Raw genomic sequence first — 17,671 nt, forward strand, 5'->3', positions numbered from 1 at the left:
ACAACCATGGAAATCGAATCTGTAGCAAAATATCCTAAAAGCGAAGTTGACGGTATGGGGGCAATTGCCACGGAAAAAGGAGTATCGTTTAGGGTTTGGGCACCCAATGCCAAAAAAGTATTTGTCATGGGAGACTTCAATGACTGGCACCGAAATTCCACGCCACTGGTGCGGGAAGAAAACGGCTATTGGTCGGTAGAAGTACCCGAAGCCACTACTGGACAGCAATACAAGTATGTGTTGAAAACAAAAGTGGGAGAATTGATAAAAAATGACCCTTATGCCAGGGAATTGACCAATTCAATCGGTAACAGTATCATTCATGACCCTGCTTTTGACTGGGAAGGGGAAGCGTTCCAACTTCCTGCTTGGAATGAGATGGTAATCTATGAACTCCACGTCGGCACCTTCAATGTCAAGGAAAAAGGAAAGCCCGGAGATTTTTATGGAGTCATCGAGCGCCTCGATTATTTGAAAGCGCTGGGCGTCAATGCCATCGAAATTATGCCGGTGGCAGAGTTTCCGGGGGGGCATTCGTGGGGCTACAACCCAGCCCATCCGTTTGCGGTTGAATCAGAATACGGCGGCCCAACAGGGATTAAAGCGCTCGTGAAGGCCGCTCATGCCGCTGGAATCGCGGTGATACTTGACGTGGTTTATAACCATTTTGGCCCAACCGATATGGACTTGTGGCAGTTTGACGGCTGGCAGGAAAATGGAATGGGCGGTATTTATTTTTACAACGACTGGCGCGCCAAAACTCCGTGGGGAGATACCCGGCCCGATTATGGCCGTGCGGAAGTGCGCCAATACATTCGAGATAATGCCTTGATGTGGCTAGAAGACTACCACATGGATGGATTACGAATGGACATGGTGCCTTACATTCGGAATGTGAACGCAGATGAAAATCCTGCCAACGATTTGAAAGAAGGATACAGTCTGATTCAGTGGATTAATTCAGAAATTCACAATCGGTTTCCAGGGCGTTTTACGGTAGCAGAAGACCTCCATTGTTTGGATTTTATCACTGCTCCCGTCGAACACGGCGGATTGGGATATAGCAGTCAGTGGGATGGTGGGTTTGTCCACCCGATTCGGAAAGCAATTATTGACATACACGATGAAGGCCGCGACATGAATGCGGTGGCGGCGTCTATTATGCATCGTTACAACAATGACGCATTTCAACGCGTGATTTATACGGAGTCGCACGATGAAGTATCCAATGGGCAGGCCCGGGTGGTACAGGAAATAGCGGGTCAGGACGATGTCAACACATGGTATGCCAAAAAACGCGCTACGCTCGGAGTGGCACTGATGATGACCGCCCCTGGAATTCCGATGTTGTTTCAGGGGCAGACAATTTTGGCCAATCGGTGGTTTGACGACCAAGACCCAATTGATTGGAATCGTTTTTCAGAATTTAAAGGGATTACAAAACTGCACCGCGACCTGATTCATTTACGGCTCAATAAGCGGGGCTATACGCGAGGCCTTTCGGGGCAACATGTGCAGGTGTTACAAATAGATAACGATCGCAAGCTGATTGCTTTCCAGCGTTGGAAAGACGGCGGCGCAGGAGATACCACAGTGGTTGTGATGAACTTCTCGCACCAGGCCATTGACAATTATTCCTTAACGTTTCCTGAAGAGGGAGTCTGGAAAATCAGATTCAACAGCGACTGGGAGGGTTATGACAGTGACTTTGAAAATTATTTCAGCTTCGATACCGAAGCCGTAGGCCATCACGAGAACGCCCTATTTGTGGCAACAGTGGCCATTGGGCCGTATAGTACAATTATTTATTCAAAAGAATAATGTATATTTAACTTAAAACCAACCAAACAAAAAAGTATGAAAACGGTAAAAACGCTCACAATATCAATGATGGTTTCTGGGGTACTGATGATGGCTGGTTGCTCGCGTGACGATAAGCGCGAAGCCGCCGACAGCGTACAGGATGCTCAGGAAAAAGTAGAAAACGCGGCCGATAACGTAGCCGAAGATGTCAAAGAAGCAGGCAATGAAACGGCCGCTGAAATAGAAGCCGAACGCAAGGAAATATCGGCAAAAATAGAAGAGCGCAGAGCGGCTCTTAAGAATGAAATGGACCGGATTGACGGAAAAATTAAAACGGCTTCGGCCAAAGAAAAAGAAAAATGGCAAGCGCGCCGCGACGACTTGAAAGAAGATATGAACGAATTGGATTCGCAATTGGCGGAAGTGAAAAAAGATGTAAAACGCGACTGGAAACAGTTTAAGCGGGATGTAAACGCCAAAATTGACAAGATTCAGGAAGACATCGAAAAGTAATGCGTACCTGTCCAACGCCAAGCCGTGACACTCACGGCTTGGCGTTGTTTAATGCAGAATACTCAACGTTGAGAATGTAAATATTAAATCGATAGCGGAGAATGGAAAGTGTGAAAGAGTCGATAAAGATGCAGTTTAGAAAACTGTGGTCGCTGTACCTGTGCCGCCGGCACTTGTGCAAGCAGCTCGAAAAGGAAGTGTTTTCTGATGATAGGCAGGCATTTGTACGGCATTTTTACAATGAAACCGATCTTTTTTTGAAGGAAGTTAGCCAGTTTGATTGGGTAAGGGGCAATATGTGCCTGCCAATTGTCGAGGGTTGTAAAAGTTTGCAGGATACCGATAGGCAGCTGCTCAAGACCTACACGGGCTTACAAGCAGATGCCTCATGGGAGATGGAATACCCAGAATTGGCCCGTTTTTTACTGCGTAATTTGAGCCGAATAAGGGCTTCACTTCGATTACTGCGTTATTTGAACACTTCAGCATTGTAAACAAAACGATACTCAACATTTTGCATTACCTTTATCTTCTCTAAATTTTATTCATTTTACGCATCACCCACCGTCATGAAACTCAAGGGAAAAAGTGTGTTTAAATACACTGTCAATAATCCTACGCCCGTACAAATGCTGCTCCGGTCGAGGCGGCAAGAAGGGCAATCAATCATCAGAGAAGAATTCAGCATTGACCCTGTCATACCTTTTGTAGAATTTATCGATCAGTTCGGGAATCAGTGCCAACGAGCCGTTTTGCCCGTTGGTGAGGTCACCATCACCATGGAAGCGGAAGCACTCGTTGAGCCCGGCTTGGTTCCGCCGCAACCGTTGCCCGCGTATGTACCCGTAGAAGAACTTCCCGATGACGTCATGATGTTTTTATTGCCCAGCCGTTATTGCCAATCAGATTTGTACGAAATCAACAATTTGGCCTTTGAAATTGTCGGAAATCTTGACCCGGGCTACGCACAAGTAGAAGCCATCAGAAACTGGATTCATCAAAATATTAGCTACCAATACAACACCTCCAGCTCCGTAACTACGGCCTTGGATACTATTTATCAGCGCGTGGGTGTGTGTCGTGATTTCACCCATCTGGGCCTTGCCCTGACCCGTAGTCTTTCGATTCCGGCACGCATGACGGTGGGGTATTTGGACAAGCTGGAATACATGGATTTACACGCGTGGTTTGATGCCTTTGTGGGCGGAAAATGGTACACATTTGATGCTGTGCAAGCCCAAACACACGGAAGCAGAATTGTGATAGGATACGGTCGCGACGCGGCTGATGTGGCGATGATTACGCAATTTGGAAATGCGCAACTTCAATCGCTGGAAGTGACCACTGAAGAAATAATGGACTGAAGAGTGTTGAGACGCTAACTTGCCATTGAAGACGAATAAGAAGAAGAACGGACCAAATGAAGCCGCAGGTTTTTGATGGCGAGACGTAGACGGGTTTTGACGGTTCCCAGCGGTAGTTTGAGGCGGTTGGCGGCTTCGATTTGCGTATAGCCGCCCCAATAAACCATCTCAATGATTGTTTTTTGCTCATCACTGAGGCGTGAGACCAACTCACGCAGTTCGTTGTGCTCTATCTCACCAAATACTGTCTGATTGCTCTCAATCCAATGGATGGAGGAGTCAAGGTCTTGAATATCATTGCGTTGACCTCGCAGATAATCAATCGAGCTGTTGCGAGCAATGTTGAGCATCCACGTAAAAAAACGCCCTTTATCAGAATCGTATCGGTTGATATTTGCCCAGATTTTGATAAAGATTTCCTGAAGCAAATCTTGGGCAGGTTCTTCTTTTACCACAATTTTGAGGACGATTCCGTGCAGCGCGTCTGAATAATTTGTGTACAGATAGTTGAACGCGTGGCGGTCTTGCGTGAGTAGCCTCCTGATTAGCTCACTTTCTGTATAGATAAGTACGTTGTTTTTCATAGGTCGGTTCTTTATAAATAGGTAGTGTTGAGTAAACCATAAAGTCAAATAAACCCGTCATTAACGTATTTTTAAGGCATCTTGCTCCGCTTGGGTACTGTTGGTGCGGGGAGTAAGTGTCTGAATAATTTTGAGAGAACTTTCAATGTCAGCCTGTTGGCGAAGCAACACTCCTTTAAGCTCATCTTCAGCTTTAATAGATTCGTCGTTGAGGGCTTTTTCGTACGCCTCAATGGCCGATTTGTCCCCAAACTCGCACGATTCCAGCAGAGCGATTCGGTCATGCTGTTGGAGGGCAGCTTTAAACTTCAACCATGTTCGGTGAATTATACCCGCGGTTGTGCCGCCCAATGCGGGCTCGCCGCCCATCTCCTTAATGTATGCACTCAAGGTTTCTGAAAAATTAATACTCTCGTTGAGGCGGCTCGTAAAGAGCTGTTCCAAATCGACATCCTTTGTTTCAAGAGAGGCCTGATGATAGCCTGCAATCCGATCATTATTGATTTGGACGAGTCCATTAAGGATGCCGATTATATCTTGTTGATTGGGATTCATGGGATTTGATGCTGGGTGTGATGTTTTGCATTATAAAAATCAATACCCACCCAGATTAGGGTAATATTGAGGAAATGCCCGTTGATAATGAGGCGTTTTTACCCCTGATTTTCGTAAAGTGAGCGCTGGCACTTGATTTTCTTATTGGTTATTCGTTCAACAAGAGTATTTACCTAACGCAGCAACATCATGGACGAATTGGAAAATAGCGGTCTCAAAAAAGAAAGTGAAAGGAAAGAGCTGGAAAAAGAGAGCGTGAGCGATGACAAGAAATCCCAAAAAATATCGGCTCAAACAATCTTTTTGTTTGTAATAATCATCGGTATCGGGTTGATGATATTTGGGTACATGAGTGGCTATTTCACGGCTGGAGGCCCCCAAGGAGACCGAAGAATGGGGCCCGTTAATGCGCAAGATTCAGCGATGGTCAACAAAAGTGATACCATCATTGGAAATTAACTATTTCAATACACCATAAATTCAAACTACATGAAAACGACCAAAGAAGAATTGCTCGAAGAGGCGGCAAAACACAAAGCCGAAACTGCCGAAAAGAAAGCGGAAGTTCTAAAATCAGAATTTAAGGAAAAAGTAGACGACGTGAAAATAGGAGCCGTTGAGTTGGCTGAAAAAGCAAAAGAAAAATGGGAAAACCTCAAAGATAAGGCAGAGGATGTCTGGGAAGATACCAAAGACAAAGCCGAAGAAATTGCTGAACGTGCGGCGGCTAAAAAGAAAGAAATGAAAGAAGATTTGAGTTAAAAGCGGCTCGAAATCTCACGGCAATAGAACGATGCTCCAGACGGTACTTTTAAGTATTGTACTGGAGCATTTTTATGGCCAAACCATTGGACATAATGACGGGGATTTGCGGGCACAATTGCCCAGTTTTCGTCTTGCTTATTAAGCTGCAACTAATACAAGCACCTCGGCAGTGGGCTAGGAAGTATAGAAAATCCGTGAAAGTCGTTGAATTTGAACGAAAGAGAGGAAGGTGTGGGAAACAGCGGTAGCCGTGTAGATAAAATGTATTTATCTAGATAATTATTTTTTCAATTTTGGTCATATCTAGCGGTTTCTCTACAAAACCGTCTGCGCCCGAAAGCAGTGCCCGATCTCGCAGGCCACTCATGGCAGTAATCATGACTAATTTAGAAGCAGGGGCTTTTTTACGAAATTCTTTTATTTGTTCAATACCAATCCCGTCGGGAAGGTTGTTGTCTAGAAAAATGATAGCGGGTTGTTCTTCGGTTGCTTTTTGAAGTCCCTCGGCGAGGGTATGCGCCCGTAGGGAGACAATCCCAAAACGTTTTAATACCATTCCCAACAAAAGACAAGTATCTATTTCGTCGTCAATAATTACAGCCTTTTGATTAGAACTGGAAAAGGCCTTGTTACTCATTTCAGTTAATTAATTAGGTGGTTAATAAATACATTATAGATTTTAAGTTTACTGTGATTCTGTAACCAAAAAAACCGTGCCAGACTAGCAAAGGAGTAAGATAGAAGCTGCTCAATATATCCCAATTTGGGGAAAAGTATCTACAGATTTTTTTTAGTACCTGCATAATGCGGCAAAGTCAGGGGTGGAATAAAGTTTTTATTACTGTTTATGTCAAATTGTTTAATTTTTATAAAATCCTTTAAACGCACATTGCCATGACAAGTAATTCAAAAATAGTATTAGGGCTCGTTACCGCGGCGGCGGCGGGCGCAGTGATTGGGCTATTGTTTGCTCCTGAAAAAGGAACAGAAATCCGTGACAAAGTACGTGAAACCGCCAATGGATTTGCGTCAGATTTGCTAGATGCACTTCAACGCGGTCGCCAACAGTATACTGAAATGAAAGACAATGTTGAAGACACCGCAAAAGAACTAAAATCGAAGGCAGAGGATAGAATCTCGGAAGTAAAAGACCGGGTAAGCGATGAAGTCGATAACGTCAAAAATAAAGCGCAACGTTACGCTTAGTGAATTAGATACCCATTAGTTTCTGCGGGATGGCCTTTATTTTGGCCATCCCATAAAAATTAAAACCCCTGTTGAGCTATGCAAGTAATAGATTCTGCGAATGAGATTAAAGAGCGTGCAACCGATTGGTTTGACAGCGCTTCCGATTATTTTGAAGCCCGTTGGAACCTGGGCGTTTTGGATATGTCCGAAAAAACGGCAGGTGCTGTATCAAGCCTTGCTTCAGTGCTTATTATAGGTACTGTCGGGACCATTGCGTTACTTTTTGTGAGTTTGGGAGTGGCTTGGCTCATTGGTGAGCGCCTCAATAGCCCCGCCTTTGGGTATTTGATTGTAGGGGGCTTTTATGCACTTGTATGCATTATTCTGTTTTTGGTGAAAGACAGTTTAATCAAAGTGCCTGTCGTGAATGCTTTTATAAAAAGATTTTACTATGAAAACTAAGCTCGAATCCTTGGACGATGTACGCGCCGAACGGGCCCGTTTGAAAAACCAACTCGCCCTCTCTCAGGTCAAAATGCGGAAAGACATCACGGCCATTAAGACCGAAATAAACCCGGCGCGTCAGGCGGTGGGGGCATTACGTGATTTGTTGATAACCCCCAAAAAAGGATTGCTCAGCGTTGGGGTAGGTATCGGAGTGGATATTTTACTTAAAAGGGGCCTCTTGGCGCGTGCTGGCTGGCTACCGAGATTGGTTGTTCCTTTTATTGCGCGCAATGTGGCTACCAATCTTATCTATAAAAATCGGACTTCCCTCCTTGAAAACGCCCTGATGTGGGTGAAAAAGAAGACCCAAAAGAGACCCGAAATAAATACAGATGGTCAGCAAAAATTATTGCCGCCTGCCAAAGATGTTGTGGTCAACGGACATACATCAAGTGCTGGAAATCACGTTGTTCCCCCAGTTGTTAGCGTCAATTAAGAAACCGAGCGGCTTCTGGAACCACGGGAAGTTGGCTGACCTTTACCCAAAATTTAATGAGGGTAGAGATGGTATCGTTAAAAACATCAAAAGACGAAGGCTTGGCTATGTAACAGTTGGCCCCCAATTCATAACAGTCGTTGATGTCTTGCTCAGATTTGGAGGTTGTCAGTACTACCACCGGTATTTTTCTTAAATGAGGTTCTGATTTTAGGATTCTCAACACTTCTCGCCCGTCCATTCGGGGCATATTCAAATCCAGTAAAATCAGACCTACCGAATATTCGTTATTACTCTGGCGAATATATTCAATGAGTTCAAGCCCATCCTTTACATAGACGGTAGGATTAACCAATCCGCAATCATCAAACACCGATTGGAGCAAAAAACGGTCATCGGCGTCATCGTCAGCTATTAAAATAGTGGCTTGTTTGTTCATAAAGTATTGACGGGGTTATCGCCAGAGTTTCAGGTAGGTAAATATACATGAAAAATTGAACCTTCCTGATTTGGTTTTGCTTCGGCAACAATAAATCCGTTGTGATTGGTAGCAATCCGACGACAAAGTGCAAGGCCAATGCCTGTTCCTTCGTATTCGCTTCGGTTGTGCAAACGTTGAAAAATGATAAAAATCTTTTCAGAATAAATGGGGTCAAATCCAATCCCATTATCCATAAACGAAATACGGTGGTAAATGTTATCCTTTTGGATATCTCCTAGATTGGGTAACTCACTGCCATTCACTTTTTGGCAGTCGATTTCAATGATGGGTGGCGTGTTGGCTTTGCTGTATTTAATAGCATTGGAAATCAGGTTGTTAAATAGTTGAAACAGCTGAAATTCTATGCCTTGTACGGTAGGCAAAACTTCTGAAATAATTGTCACCTTTTTTTGTTCAATCAAATCGTTTAGTTCGCCTTTTACATCCCTAAAAACAGAATTCAGGTTTACCTCTTCAAATATACGTTCGCGCAAATTAGCCGTTCGTGAAAACATCAGCAAGTCATCAATAAGTTGCTGCATTCTAATCGCCGATTGATTGATTTTAAGAAGAGTGGTTTTTCCATCTTCCGTCAGCAGGTCGTTTTGTTTCATTTTCAGGCGTTCGCCAAAGGCCCTTATCTTGCGCAGCGGTTCTTGCAAATCGTGCGAAGCCACGTACGCAAACTGTTCCAATTCGGCGTTGGCTCGTTCCAAATCGGTCAGTTTTTCTTCGAGGGTTTTCTGAAAAGCAATTCGGCGACGCAGCTCAATGTATAGGAGTCGAAAAAATACCAATAAAAACGCCAGTGAAACCGCCGAGAGCAGCAGCAGAAAAAAGTTAGTATTCTCATCGGCTTCTTTTTGTAGGATGCTCCGGTAGGTCAAAAGCTCCCGCTCTTCGTTGTCGAGTTCTTTACATAAGCTTCTGATATTTTCCATGTGATTTTTGCCATCGCTCAATTTCACCGTGTCAATCCCGTATCCGTTGCGTGTTCTTTCAATATTAAATTCAATCAGGGTAATCCGTCGGCTTATTTCTTTTTTGATACTGTCTACCCTTTTTTGTTGGCGAGGGCTGTCCCTTACTAGCAGCTCCATCGACCTCAAAATGCCTTTCATACTGCTTCGTCCTTCGCCATAAGGTTGCAGATACTTTTCATCTTTGGTCAATAAATAGCCGCGCTCGCCCGTTTCGATTGTATTGATTGTGGCAAGTATATCTTTGTTTTTAAGTCTAACTCGGTAGGTGTGATTAACGGATTGAGTACGATTGTTTGACTCTACACTACGATCATAAGCCAACCAACTTAAGAAAACAAGCATGGCTAAACTAACCCCCATGGCTAAAAATATTCCTAAAAGAGCATTTCGTAAAATCATAAGAAAATGTAATTGAGGTGTTTTATCCACATGTTTTTGTGGAAAAAAATACCCATTTTGGGTAAAAAATAGCAATGACGGAAAACTATAAAATTAGTAACGTTGTTTTAATAAAAAAGTTTTTAAGTATAAATGCCTGATTAGAAGTATTTTGTTGAAAGTTACAAAAAGAAAGAAGGCTTTTACGTAATTCATTGAATCTCTGAGGCATCCGATTTGGTACTTAACTACCAAAAAATGTTGTCCAACCATGGCGGCTCCCATGCTAAACCTTATTCAATCGCAGAAACAAACGCTGAAGATATCTCCTGCGCAAATACAACTGCTGAATTTTCTGCAACTCAATACGCTCGAACTTGAGCAACATATAAAAAATGAACTCGAAGACAATCCTATTCTGGAAGAAGGGCCAGAGGATTCGATTGAGGAATTTGATGCGTCTGATGAGGGCGTATTAATCACAAAAGCCGAAGACCGAACCCAAGACTATATGGACTGGGACGAGTTTAGGGATGATGATACCCCGGATTATCGCACCCGAATCAATAATTTTTCGGATGACGATAACGAGTATACGCCCATGATGGCAGAAATCACCACTTGGCGCGACGAACTCAAAGAGCAATTTCACCTCTTGGCGCTCAACGAACGTCAGCGGTTATTGTCTGATTTTGTGGTGGATTCATTGACCGACAGCGGCTACCTCAACTACAGCGCTGGTGCCATTGCCGACGATGTGTCGTTTACCAGCGGCATGTTTGTGGAAGAGGAGGAAGTGCAGGAAATCATTCAGTTGCTTCGTAAAATGGACCCGCCTGGGCTGGGTGCGCACGATTTGCAGGATTGTTTGTTGTTGCAGTTGGAACGCTTACAAGGCCCCGAAGTGGCCATCTCAACGAAGTTGATTAAAAATAATTTTGAGGATTTTGCGGCTCGTAATTACGAGAAACTGATGAAATCCAACAACATCACCTCCGACCAACTCAAATCCATTGTAGCGCTGATTGGTACGCTTAACCCACAACCCGTAATTGGTAGCCAAACGGATAGTTTGGTCATCAAAGACAATATCGTGCCTGACTACATCATCACCGTTGACGGAGATTTGATTGATGTAGAACTCAACAACCGGCGGATTCCCCCCTTGAAAATCAACAAGTCGTACGCCAAAGAAGTGGGAGGAACTCGGGCCGCCAATACGTACGTAAATTCAAAACTAAACGCCGCCAATTGGCTCATTGAAGCCATTCAGCAGCGCGAAAATACCATGCTGAAGTCGATGCGAACCATCGTAAAACTTCAGGAAGACTATTTTAAGACGGGCAATGTGAGATTACTGAAACCCATGGTACTGCGTGATGTAGCCGAGCGTATCAACATGGATGTATCGACGATTTCGAGGGTTACCAGTGGCAAATACGCCCAAACACCGTTTGGCGTTATTCACCTCAAAGACCTCTTTACGGAGGGAGTTCTGACCCAAAGTGGCGAAGAAGTTTCCAATCGTCAGATACAGTTGGTGTTGGCCGAATTGGTGTCTAAAGAAGACAAGCAGCATCCTTTTAATGATTTTCAATTGGCTGAAATGTTGGCCGAGCGCGGTTATCCCGTGGCCCGCCGGACAGTGGCCAAATACCGCGAACAAATGGATATTCAAGCCGCTTCGTTGCGGAGAGTTTTATAACCCGAATCGGCCCACCGCGTATACGTTGAGCAGATGAGAAAAATAGAGTTGAAAATAAATCAAATCGCAGCTATATAAATGGCCTTCGTTGTTCAAACCAGCGAGCCTTTATCAATAAAAGCGAAACAACCTCTTGAACGTTTAAGTTAGATGGCACAGAAAATTTTGGTTATAGACGACGACACCGACATTTGCTTACTATTACGTCGTTTTTTGAGTAAACACGGTTTTGAGGTGGCGGTGGCCCACAACGGTGTCACGGGCTTGGCAATTTTGGAAGAATTTCATCCAGAGTTGGTCCTCACCGATTTCAAACTCGGCGACATGGACGGAGCCACGATTTTGACGCGCATCAAGGAAAAATTCCCTCACCTGCCCGTATTGATTATTACGGGCTATTCTGACATCAAAACAGCCATTAATGTCATGAAGCAGGGGGCGTATGACTATATCACTAAACCGCTCTTTCCAGATGAAATTTTACTTACGATTCGGAAAGCGCTCAATCACTCACAGACCCATGAGCAGGGCGGACAGTTTGCCGAAGAAATAGCACCTGCGACGCCCGGCGGCGCAACGCGCCGAAAAAGTGCCCAAGCGCATTATATTTTTGGGGAAGGCCCCGAATCAACCTATCTCTACAAGCAGGTTGATTTGGTAGCTCCGACCAATTATAGCGTGCTTATTTACGGCGAAAGCGGCTCTGGAAAAGAAGCCGTTGCGCTCGAAATCCACAAGCGAAGCAAACGCGCCTCTGGGCCGTTTGTGGCGATGGACTGCGGGGCCATCTCGCGAGAGCTGGCGGCAAGTGAGCTTTTCGGGCACGAAAAAGGCTCGTTTACGGGAGCCCTCGCCCAGAAAATCGGCCACTTTGAAATGGCCAACGGAGGGACACTTTTTTTGGATGAAGTAGGAAATCTTCCCTACGATGTTCAAGTGTCACTTTTGCGGGTGGTGCAGGAACGAAAGCTTAGGCGCATTGGCGGCAACCGCGAAATTGACGTAGATGTGCGTTTGATTGTGGCTTCCAATGAGCGATTGATGGACGCCGCCCGCCGTGGCCGATTCCGCGAAGATTTATATTACCGTTTCAATGAATTTAGCATTGATGTGCCGCCCCTGCGTGAGCGTCGGTCTGACCTGATGATTTTTGCCCAATTCTTTCTGGATAAAACAAATACTGAACTTGGAAAGCAGGTAAAAGGCTTTACGCCCGAAGTTGAAAGGGCTTTCCGGGAATACCCGTGGCCGGGCAACCTACGCGAATTGCGCAACGTCATCAAGCGCTCTACGCTCCTCACCGAAGGTGACTACGTAGATGCCCGGACGTTACCATTTGAATTGTTAAATTATGAAAAACTGTTGTTTTTTGATTCGGGTACGGTAACCACCTCTTCCGTTCAGGATTTGCCCTCTCCTCAACCTACTTACGAAGCGCCCACCGCTCCCAAGCCATACGCTACTTCAAAGGTTGATTTGAAATCGGCGGCGTTGGAAGCCGAATATGAAATGATTTTGAACGTACTTAAACAGGTAAATTTTAATAAGAGTAAAGCGGCTCAGGCCTTGGGCATTGATCGAAAAACGCTTTACAATAAAATGAAAAATATAAACTTAAGTAACTGATGCCGCTTGCCGAAGTCCCCGTTGCTGCCCCAAACCCCTTTCGACTTGACCTGGCTGGGAAACAAGTGGAAAGGCTGTTTCAGATTTCTCCCGATTTGGTGTACATCATTGACCTGAACCTGCGGCAAATGGTGTTTATCAGCAATCGCGTACAAGACATACTGGGCTATACTTACGACGACATTCAGCAAATGGGCGGGTCGTTGATTTCGGTGTTGGTACATCCTGATTTAAACCGTTTTGTGGCAGAAACCTACCAACGCTTTGCGGCCCTGAAAGAAGGAGAAACGGCTAAATTTACGTTTGAAATACGCCATAAAAACGGCAGTATTCGCAGTATTCGCAGCCGAGCAACGGTATTGACGTACGATGAGCAAGGCAAAAACCACCTCATCATGAACGTGGCTGAAGATGTTACGGATGCGCTTGTCCACGAGATGGATTTGCAAAAAAAGCAGTACCAAATCAACGAAACTGAGGTTATTTTTAAATGTGGAAGCTGGGAGTGGCAAAAGAATGAAAAGGGGATTCGGTGGTCTGAGGGGCTGTTTAGACTGATGGGGCTTGCGCCAGAGGCCTATCCAGACAAATGCGTGACGAGGGCTTTTTTTGAAAGCTTTATTGTGCCCGAAGATTTGGCCCGCGTCCAAAATTATTCCAAAGCGGTATTGGCCGAAAAAAGAGATACTTTTCAAATAGAGCACCGCATCATTGATGCCGCTGGAAACCTCAAATACCTCACGTTGCGGGCGCGCTGCCATTTTGGAGAAGATGGGCGATTGGAACGCGTAATAGGTGTAGCTGCCGACCGCACCGAAATTGAAACTTACCAAAAAGAGCTAGAACGCCGGCTGGTAGCCCTCAAAAAAAGCAACCAAGACTTGGAACAATTTGCGTATGTAGCCTCGCACGATTTGCAGGAACCACTGCGTAAAATCATTGCTTTTGGCGAACGGCTCGATAAAAAATACAAAGAAGAACTTGGTACCGAAGGGCAGTTTTTTGTGGAAAGAATGACCAATGCAGCCTATCGTATGAATGGCCTGATTGAAGATTTACTTACTTATTCGCGGGTGTCGCGGCAAACGGAGTCGCTTACTTTTATTTCGCTTGAAGAAGTCGTCAAGAACGTAATTGAAGATTTGGAAGTAAAAATTCAAGACAAAAATGCCACGATCAGTATCGACAAACTCCCTACTATTGAGGCACAACCAGTACAAATGCATCAACTGTTTCTTAATTTAATAGAGAACGCCCTGAAGTTTACCAAGCCATCGGTGGCCCCAGTGGTAACAGTGAAAGCGCGTAAGGCCAACATTCAGGAAATCAAGGGAGTCATGCAGCTTAACCCCCACGAAACCTACTACAGAGTAAGTGTTTCTGACAACGGAATTGGTTTTGAACCAGAATATGCTGAGCGGATTTTTACCATTTTTCAACGTTTACACGGCCGCTCCGAGTACGAAGGTACAGGCTTGGGACTTGCCATTTGCCGTAAAATAGTAGAATCCAATCACGGGTACATTGAGGCGCACGGAAAAGTAGGTGGTGGAGCCGAATTTATTTTTTATTTACCGCACAGACAGCATGAGGCACGCTGAGCTGGCCTGTGAAAAACAACCCTGCTTATAACTAATCTGACGTACTATGGACACCACAGAGATTCGTGAAGCGCGAAAAAGTGTTATGATTCTGATTGCCGACGATGATGAGGATGATCGGATGTTTACGAAGGAGGCTTTTGAGGAGAACTATCTGCTGAACGAAATTCGCTTTGTAAGTGATGGTGTGGAATTGTTGGACTACCTGAAACGCCGAAATAAATACATTAATCCTGACGATAGCCCCCGCCCAGGAATTATCTTGTTGGACCTCAATATGCCCAAAATGGACGGGCGGGAGGCGTTGAAGGCAATCAAATCTGACCCTGACCTCCGGGCTATTCCCGTTGTGGTACTCACTACTTCGAAGGCCGAGCAAGATGTGTTGCAAACCTACGATTTAGGCGTCAACTGTTTCATTACAAAGCCCGTGTCTTTTGGGGAATTTATAGAAGTAGCCCGTACTGTCGGGCATTATTGGTTTGATATTGTTCAACTTCCCAACTCCCTCGACTGATGCAGAACGACACCATTAGACTACTCATTGTAGATGATGATGAAGATGATTTTTTCCTTACGTCAGATTATCTCAAAGATATTCGCAACAAAAAATTTATCATTACGTGGGCGGGTTCGTTTTCCGCAGGAATTGAACAACTGACCCACGCCAAATTTGATTTATGCTTCTTTGATTTTTTGCTTGGTGCCAAAACTGGAATTGACCTTTTGAAAGCGGCGATTCAGAGCGGCGTAAGCTGTCCGATTGTGCTCCTGACGGGCAAAGGTGATAAGCGAGTGGATGTGGAGGCCATGCGATTGGGCGCCATGGACTATCTCGTAAAGAGTGAGTTGGATTCCGAAAAGCTTGAACGCTGTATCCGCTACGCGCTTGAACGCTCGGCGGTGTTGCAGCGCCTGCGCGAAAGTGAAACGCGTCTCAGGGGAATTTTTGGCCAGCTGAAAGATGCCGTTTTGCTCAAATGGCCCAAAGGACTCGTTTTTTATCACAACGATACTGCCCTTGACCTATTGGGGTATACGGAAGCAGAAATCCTGCAATTGCATTCGCAGGATTTGTTTGCGATTCCAGCGCAGCACTCCATGTATGTACAGGCGCTGGAAGAAAAGGGCTTGGTCGAAAATCTGGAGATGTGGCTGGTGCGCAAAAGCGGTGAGCGCGTGCTTTGTTCGCTGCACGCCAGCAAACAAAACGATAGCGAAGGAAAGGCTTACTATCTACTTGTTATTCAGGATATTACTGAGCGAAAAAAAGTAGAGCGCGACAGGCTATTGGCCGAAAAATCAGCATCTACGGCGCGCTTAGTGCGTACGTTGGCGCATGAAGTCCGTAATCCGCTCACTAATATTCACTTATCGCTCGACCAGCTGGAGACTGATTTACAGGACGATGACCAACGGTTATTTGTGGATATTATTCGCCGAAACGGTAAACGTATCAATACCCTTATCACGGAGCTTCTCAATTCTTTTAAGCCGCATGAAGCCGTATTGAAGCGAATTTCTATTCATGAATTATTGGATCAAACCATCAACGAGGCCGAAGATAGACTGAGTCTAAAAAAAATTATACTCAATAAAGTTTATAGAAAAGACTGTTTGTTGCTATTGGACGAGCCCAAAATTAAAATCGCGTTACTCAATTTGATTATCAACGCGATTGAGGCCATGGAAGAAAACAAAGGTGTGTTGACATTGTCGACGGAAATATCTAAAACTTCCTGCTGTGTAAAAGTACAGGACAACGGCTCTGGAATAAGTCCAGAAAACATTAACCGCCTGTTTGAGCCTTATTTTACGTCCAAATCAAACGGGTTGGGACTGGGGCTCGCGGCCACGCTGACCATTTTGCAATCTCACCGGGCTTCGGTTGAGGTCGAGTCGGAGGAAGGAAAAGGAACAACTTTTACCGTTACGTTTCCTTTGGGTTAATAAAAGGAGGATTTTGGAAGGCTGAAAACAAAAGTAGGGTGTATTAAACGCAATTGGAGAATTAGATTGTGAGTCCCCTCGTTTTTTTGAAAGACCTGAACGGTCATTTCCAACAAAAAGAGGCTGCCAAATACTTTTTTGGCAGCCTCTTTTTGTATCTGAGAAGTTAGAAAAACTGTATTTTATTCACATTAATTGGAGCTAATAATGGTTTGAGTTGTTTCTACGACTTTTACTTTTTTGGTTCTGAACAAAGAGCCTGTGATTTCTGCAATGACCGCCGCGCTAACAACGATAATGCCGAATACCGAAGACCACACCACAAAACGGTGGTACACGTCTGCGTCGAGCCGGGCGATAATGACTCCGATAAGCGCCCAAATAACCGACAAGCCGATGTAGGCATTTCTTAATTTCAGCAAGGCAAAACTGCCGATAACCGCCCCGACCAGCACCATGGCGGAGGCCCAGAATACTTCACTTTGTCCCCAGCCGTTCCAGTTTAAAATCACTAACAAGGTGGTCGCGTTGGCGACTGTTGCAATGCATAACCACCCCAAATAAAGCCCAAAAGGTGCTTTGACGGAAAAACGGGAGTTTTTGGCTAAATAAGGTGTTAGGGAGTCAATTCGGGCGTTGATATTGATTAACTGGGCCAGAAACAATATCATTATAAACACCGAAAAAGCCACGTATTCATAATGCCAGACCAAAATCCAAACCATATTCAAGATACAGGTAAAGATAAAACGAGGCCCAATGACGGTGACCGTTTCGGCCGTGGCGGGGTCGGCGTGTGTGCTAAAGAGTGATTTGCTTTGTTTGATACAAAAGACCAACAACAACAGATAAATTAAGCCCCAAATCGAAAAAGTGACGGGGGCGGGAACAAACAAGTTGGGGTACTGATTAGAGAGTTGCCCAGTGGTTTTGTCATTAATCGGCAAGGCATTTGCCAGGTAATTCACAAAAACCATCGCTAAGAAGAATACCCAATTCAAAATTTGATAGGTTTTTACGGCAGATTTATTCCAAAGCGTTGTCATATAGGTGATAGTTAAGGTTAATTGACTGAAGTCAACAATTATTCCACGCGCTTATCTACTGCGGGAGTGGGGAAGATATTACTCATAATAGGCTATATACAACCCGATTTTCTACATTTTTTGCTCGAATAGCCTTGTGGCACAAGTGTTTTAAGGTATATAATCGTCTAAACGAAATGAAACCTT

Annotated in this window: 20 protein-coding genes; 14 read left to right on the forward strand and 6 right to left on the reverse strand. The window is 44.7% G+C overall.

Features of this window, described 5'->3' with window-relative positions:
* The first annotated feature begins 6 nt into the window (after positions 1 to 6).
* From DVG78_RS22975 to DVG78_RS22990, 4 genes are all read left to right on the forward strand, one after another.
* Positions 7 to 1,821, forward strand: a complete 1,815-nt coding sequence (locus DVG78_RS22975) for an alpha-amylase family glycosyl hydrolase (RefSeq protein ID WP_114463376.1) — start codon at positions 7 to 9, stop codon at positions 1,819 to 1,821.
* Between the two features lie 36 nt (positions 1,822 to 1,857).
* Positions 1,858 to 2,316: a hypothetical protein gene (locus DVG78_RS22980; protein WP_114463377.1), complete on the forward strand. Its 459-nt coding sequence runs from the start codon at positions 1,858 to 1,860 to the stop codon at positions 2,314 to 2,316.
* A 101-nt stretch (positions 2,317 to 2,417) separates the two neighbouring features.
* The gene (locus DVG78_RS22985; protein WP_114463378.1) at positions 2,418 to 2,810 is read left to right on the forward strand and encodes a hypothetical protein; all 393 of its coding nucleotides are present in this window, start codon (positions 2,418 to 2,420) and stop codon (positions 2,808 to 2,810) included.
* 75 nt (positions 2,811 to 2,885) lie between these two features.
* Positions 2,886 to 3,680, forward strand: a complete 795-nt coding sequence (locus DVG78_RS22990) for a transglutaminase-like domain-containing protein (protein ID WP_114463379.1) — start codon at positions 2,886 to 2,888, stop codon at positions 3,678 to 3,680.
* 14 nt (positions 3,681 to 3,694) lie between these two features.
* On the opposite strand, the gene DVG78_RS22995 is transcribed toward DVG78_RS22990, so the two are convergent.
* Positions 3,695 to 4,264, reverse strand: coding sequence for an RNA polymerase sigma factor (locus tag DVG78_RS22995; protein WP_114463380.1), 570 nt, complete (start codon positions 4,262 to 4,264; stop codon positions 3,695 to 3,697).
* Between the two features lie 60 nt (positions 4,265 to 4,324).
* On the reverse strand, positions 4,325 to 4,819 hold the full coding sequence (locus tag DVG78_RS23000) for a ferritin-like domain-containing protein (protein ID WP_114463381.1): 495 nt from the start codon (positions 4,817 to 4,819) through the stop codon (positions 4,325 to 4,327).
* A gap of 189 nt (positions 4,820 to 5,008) precedes the next feature.
* On the opposite strand from DVG78_RS23000, the gene DVG78_RS23005 reads away from it, so the two are divergent.
* Both DVG78_RS23005 and DVG78_RS23010 read left to right on the forward strand, forming a co-directional pair.
* Entirely contained in the window at positions 5,009 to 5,278 is a 270-nt protein-coding gene (locus DVG78_RS23005; RefSeq protein WP_114463382.1) for a hypothetical protein, read from the forward strand.
* A gap of 30 nt (positions 5,279 to 5,308) precedes the next feature.
* On the forward strand, positions 5,309 to 5,581 hold the full coding sequence (locus tag DVG78_RS23010) for a YtxH domain-containing protein (protein ID WP_114463383.1): 273 nt from the start codon (positions 5,309 to 5,311) through the stop codon (positions 5,579 to 5,581).
* Positions 5,582 to 5,855: 274 nt separating this feature from the next.
* Here the strand turns inward: DVG78_RS23010 and DVG78_RS23015 are convergent, their stop codons facing one another.
* Positions 5,856 to 6,221 carry a response regulator gene (locus DVG78_RS23015; protein WP_114067865.1) on the reverse strand — a complete coding sequence of 122 codons (366 nt, stop codon included), beginning with the start codon at positions 6,219 to 6,221 and terminating at the stop codon, positions 5,856 to 5,858.
* A gap of 257 nt (positions 6,222 to 6,478) precedes the next feature.
* On the opposite strand from DVG78_RS23015, the gene DVG78_RS23020 reads away from it, so the two are divergent.
* From DVG78_RS23020 to DVG78_RS23030, 3 genes are all read left to right on the forward strand, one after another.
* Complete coding sequence (locus tag DVG78_RS23020; RefSeq protein ID WP_114067864.1) at positions 6,479 to 6,790, forward strand: YtxH domain-containing protein; 312 nt, start codon at positions 6,479 to 6,481, stop codon at positions 6,788 to 6,790.
* A 78-nt stretch (positions 6,791 to 6,868) separates the two neighbouring features.
* A complete protein-coding gene (locus DVG78_RS23025) occupies positions 6,869 to 7,234 on the forward strand; it encodes a phage holin family protein (RefSeq protein ID WP_114463384.1) in 366 nt (121 codons plus the stop codon).
* Positions 7,224 to 7,715 (forward strand): hypothetical protein, encoded by a 492-nt coding sequence (locus tag DVG78_RS23030; RefSeq protein WP_114463385.1) that lies wholly within the window; start codon positions 7,224 to 7,226, stop codon positions 7,713 to 7,715. Before DVG78_RS23025 ends, DVG78_RS23030 begins: the two co-directional genes overlap by 11 nt.
* Here DVG78_RS23030 and DVG78_RS23035 read toward each other — a convergent pair.
* A complete protein-coding gene (locus tag DVG78_RS23035; RefSeq protein ID WP_114463386.1) occupies positions 7,708 to 8,154 on the reverse strand; it encodes a response regulator in 447 nt (148 codons plus the stop codon). The two genes, DVG78_RS23030 and DVG78_RS23035, sit on opposite strands and share 8 nt — an antisense overlap.
* A 29-nt stretch (positions 8,155 to 8,183) precedes the next feature.
* Positions 8,184 to 9,521: a sensor histidine kinase gene (locus tag DVG78_RS23040; protein WP_229598297.1), complete on the reverse strand. Its 1,338-nt coding sequence runs from the start codon at positions 9,519 to 9,521 to the stop codon at positions 8,184 to 8,186.
* 319 nt (positions 9,522 to 9,840) lie between these two features.
* Between DVG78_RS23040 and rpoN the strand changes: the two genes are divergently transcribed.
* The 5 genes from rpoN to DVG78_RS23065 all read left to right on the forward strand — a co-directional run bounded on the left by rpoN (position 9,841) and on the right by DVG78_RS23065 (position 16,439).
* Positions 9,841 to 11,262, forward strand: coding sequence for an RNA polymerase factor sigma-54 (rpoN, locus tag DVG78_RS23045; protein ID WP_229598298.1), 1,422 nt, complete (start codon positions 9,841 to 9,843; stop codon positions 11,260 to 11,262).
* Positions 11,263 to 11,412: 150 nt separating this feature from the next.
* Entirely contained in the window at positions 11,413 to 12,888 is a 1,476-nt protein-coding gene (locus DVG78_RS23050) for a sigma-54-dependent transcriptional regulator (RefSeq protein ID WP_114463388.1), read from the forward strand.
* The gene (locus DVG78_RS23055; RefSeq protein ID WP_114463389.1) at positions 12,888 to 14,489 is read left to right on the forward strand and encodes a sensor histidine kinase; all 1,602 of its coding nucleotides are present in this window, start codon (positions 12,888 to 12,890) and stop codon (positions 14,487 to 14,489) included. The genes DVG78_RS23050 and DVG78_RS23055 overlap by 1 nt, the downstream gene beginning before the upstream one ends.
* Positions 14,490 to 14,535: 46 nt before the next feature.
* On the forward strand, positions 14,536 to 15,006 hold the full coding sequence (locus DVG78_RS23060; RefSeq protein WP_114463390.1) for a response regulator: 471 nt from the start codon (positions 14,536 to 14,538) through the stop codon (positions 15,004 to 15,006).
* Positions 15,006 to 16,439 (forward strand): hybrid sensor histidine kinase/response regulator, encoded by a 1,434-nt coding sequence (locus DVG78_RS23065; protein WP_114463391.1) that lies wholly within the window; start codon positions 15,006 to 15,008, stop codon positions 16,437 to 16,439. Before DVG78_RS23060 ends, DVG78_RS23065 begins: the two co-directional genes overlap by 1 nt.
* A 191-nt stretch (positions 16,440 to 16,630) precedes the next feature.
* On the opposite strand, the gene DVG78_RS23070 is transcribed toward DVG78_RS23065, so the two are convergent.
* Entirely contained in the window at positions 16,631 to 17,485 is an 855-nt protein-coding gene (locus DVG78_RS23070) for a TspO-related membrane protein (RefSeq protein ID WP_114463392.1), read from the reverse strand.
* Positions 17,486 to 17,671 lie beyond the last annotated feature (186 nt).

It is taken from the genome of Runella aurantiaca (assembly GCF_003339505.1).
Lineage (GTDB): Bacteria > Bacteroidota > Bacteroidia > Cytophagales > Spirosomataceae > Runella > Runella aurantiaca.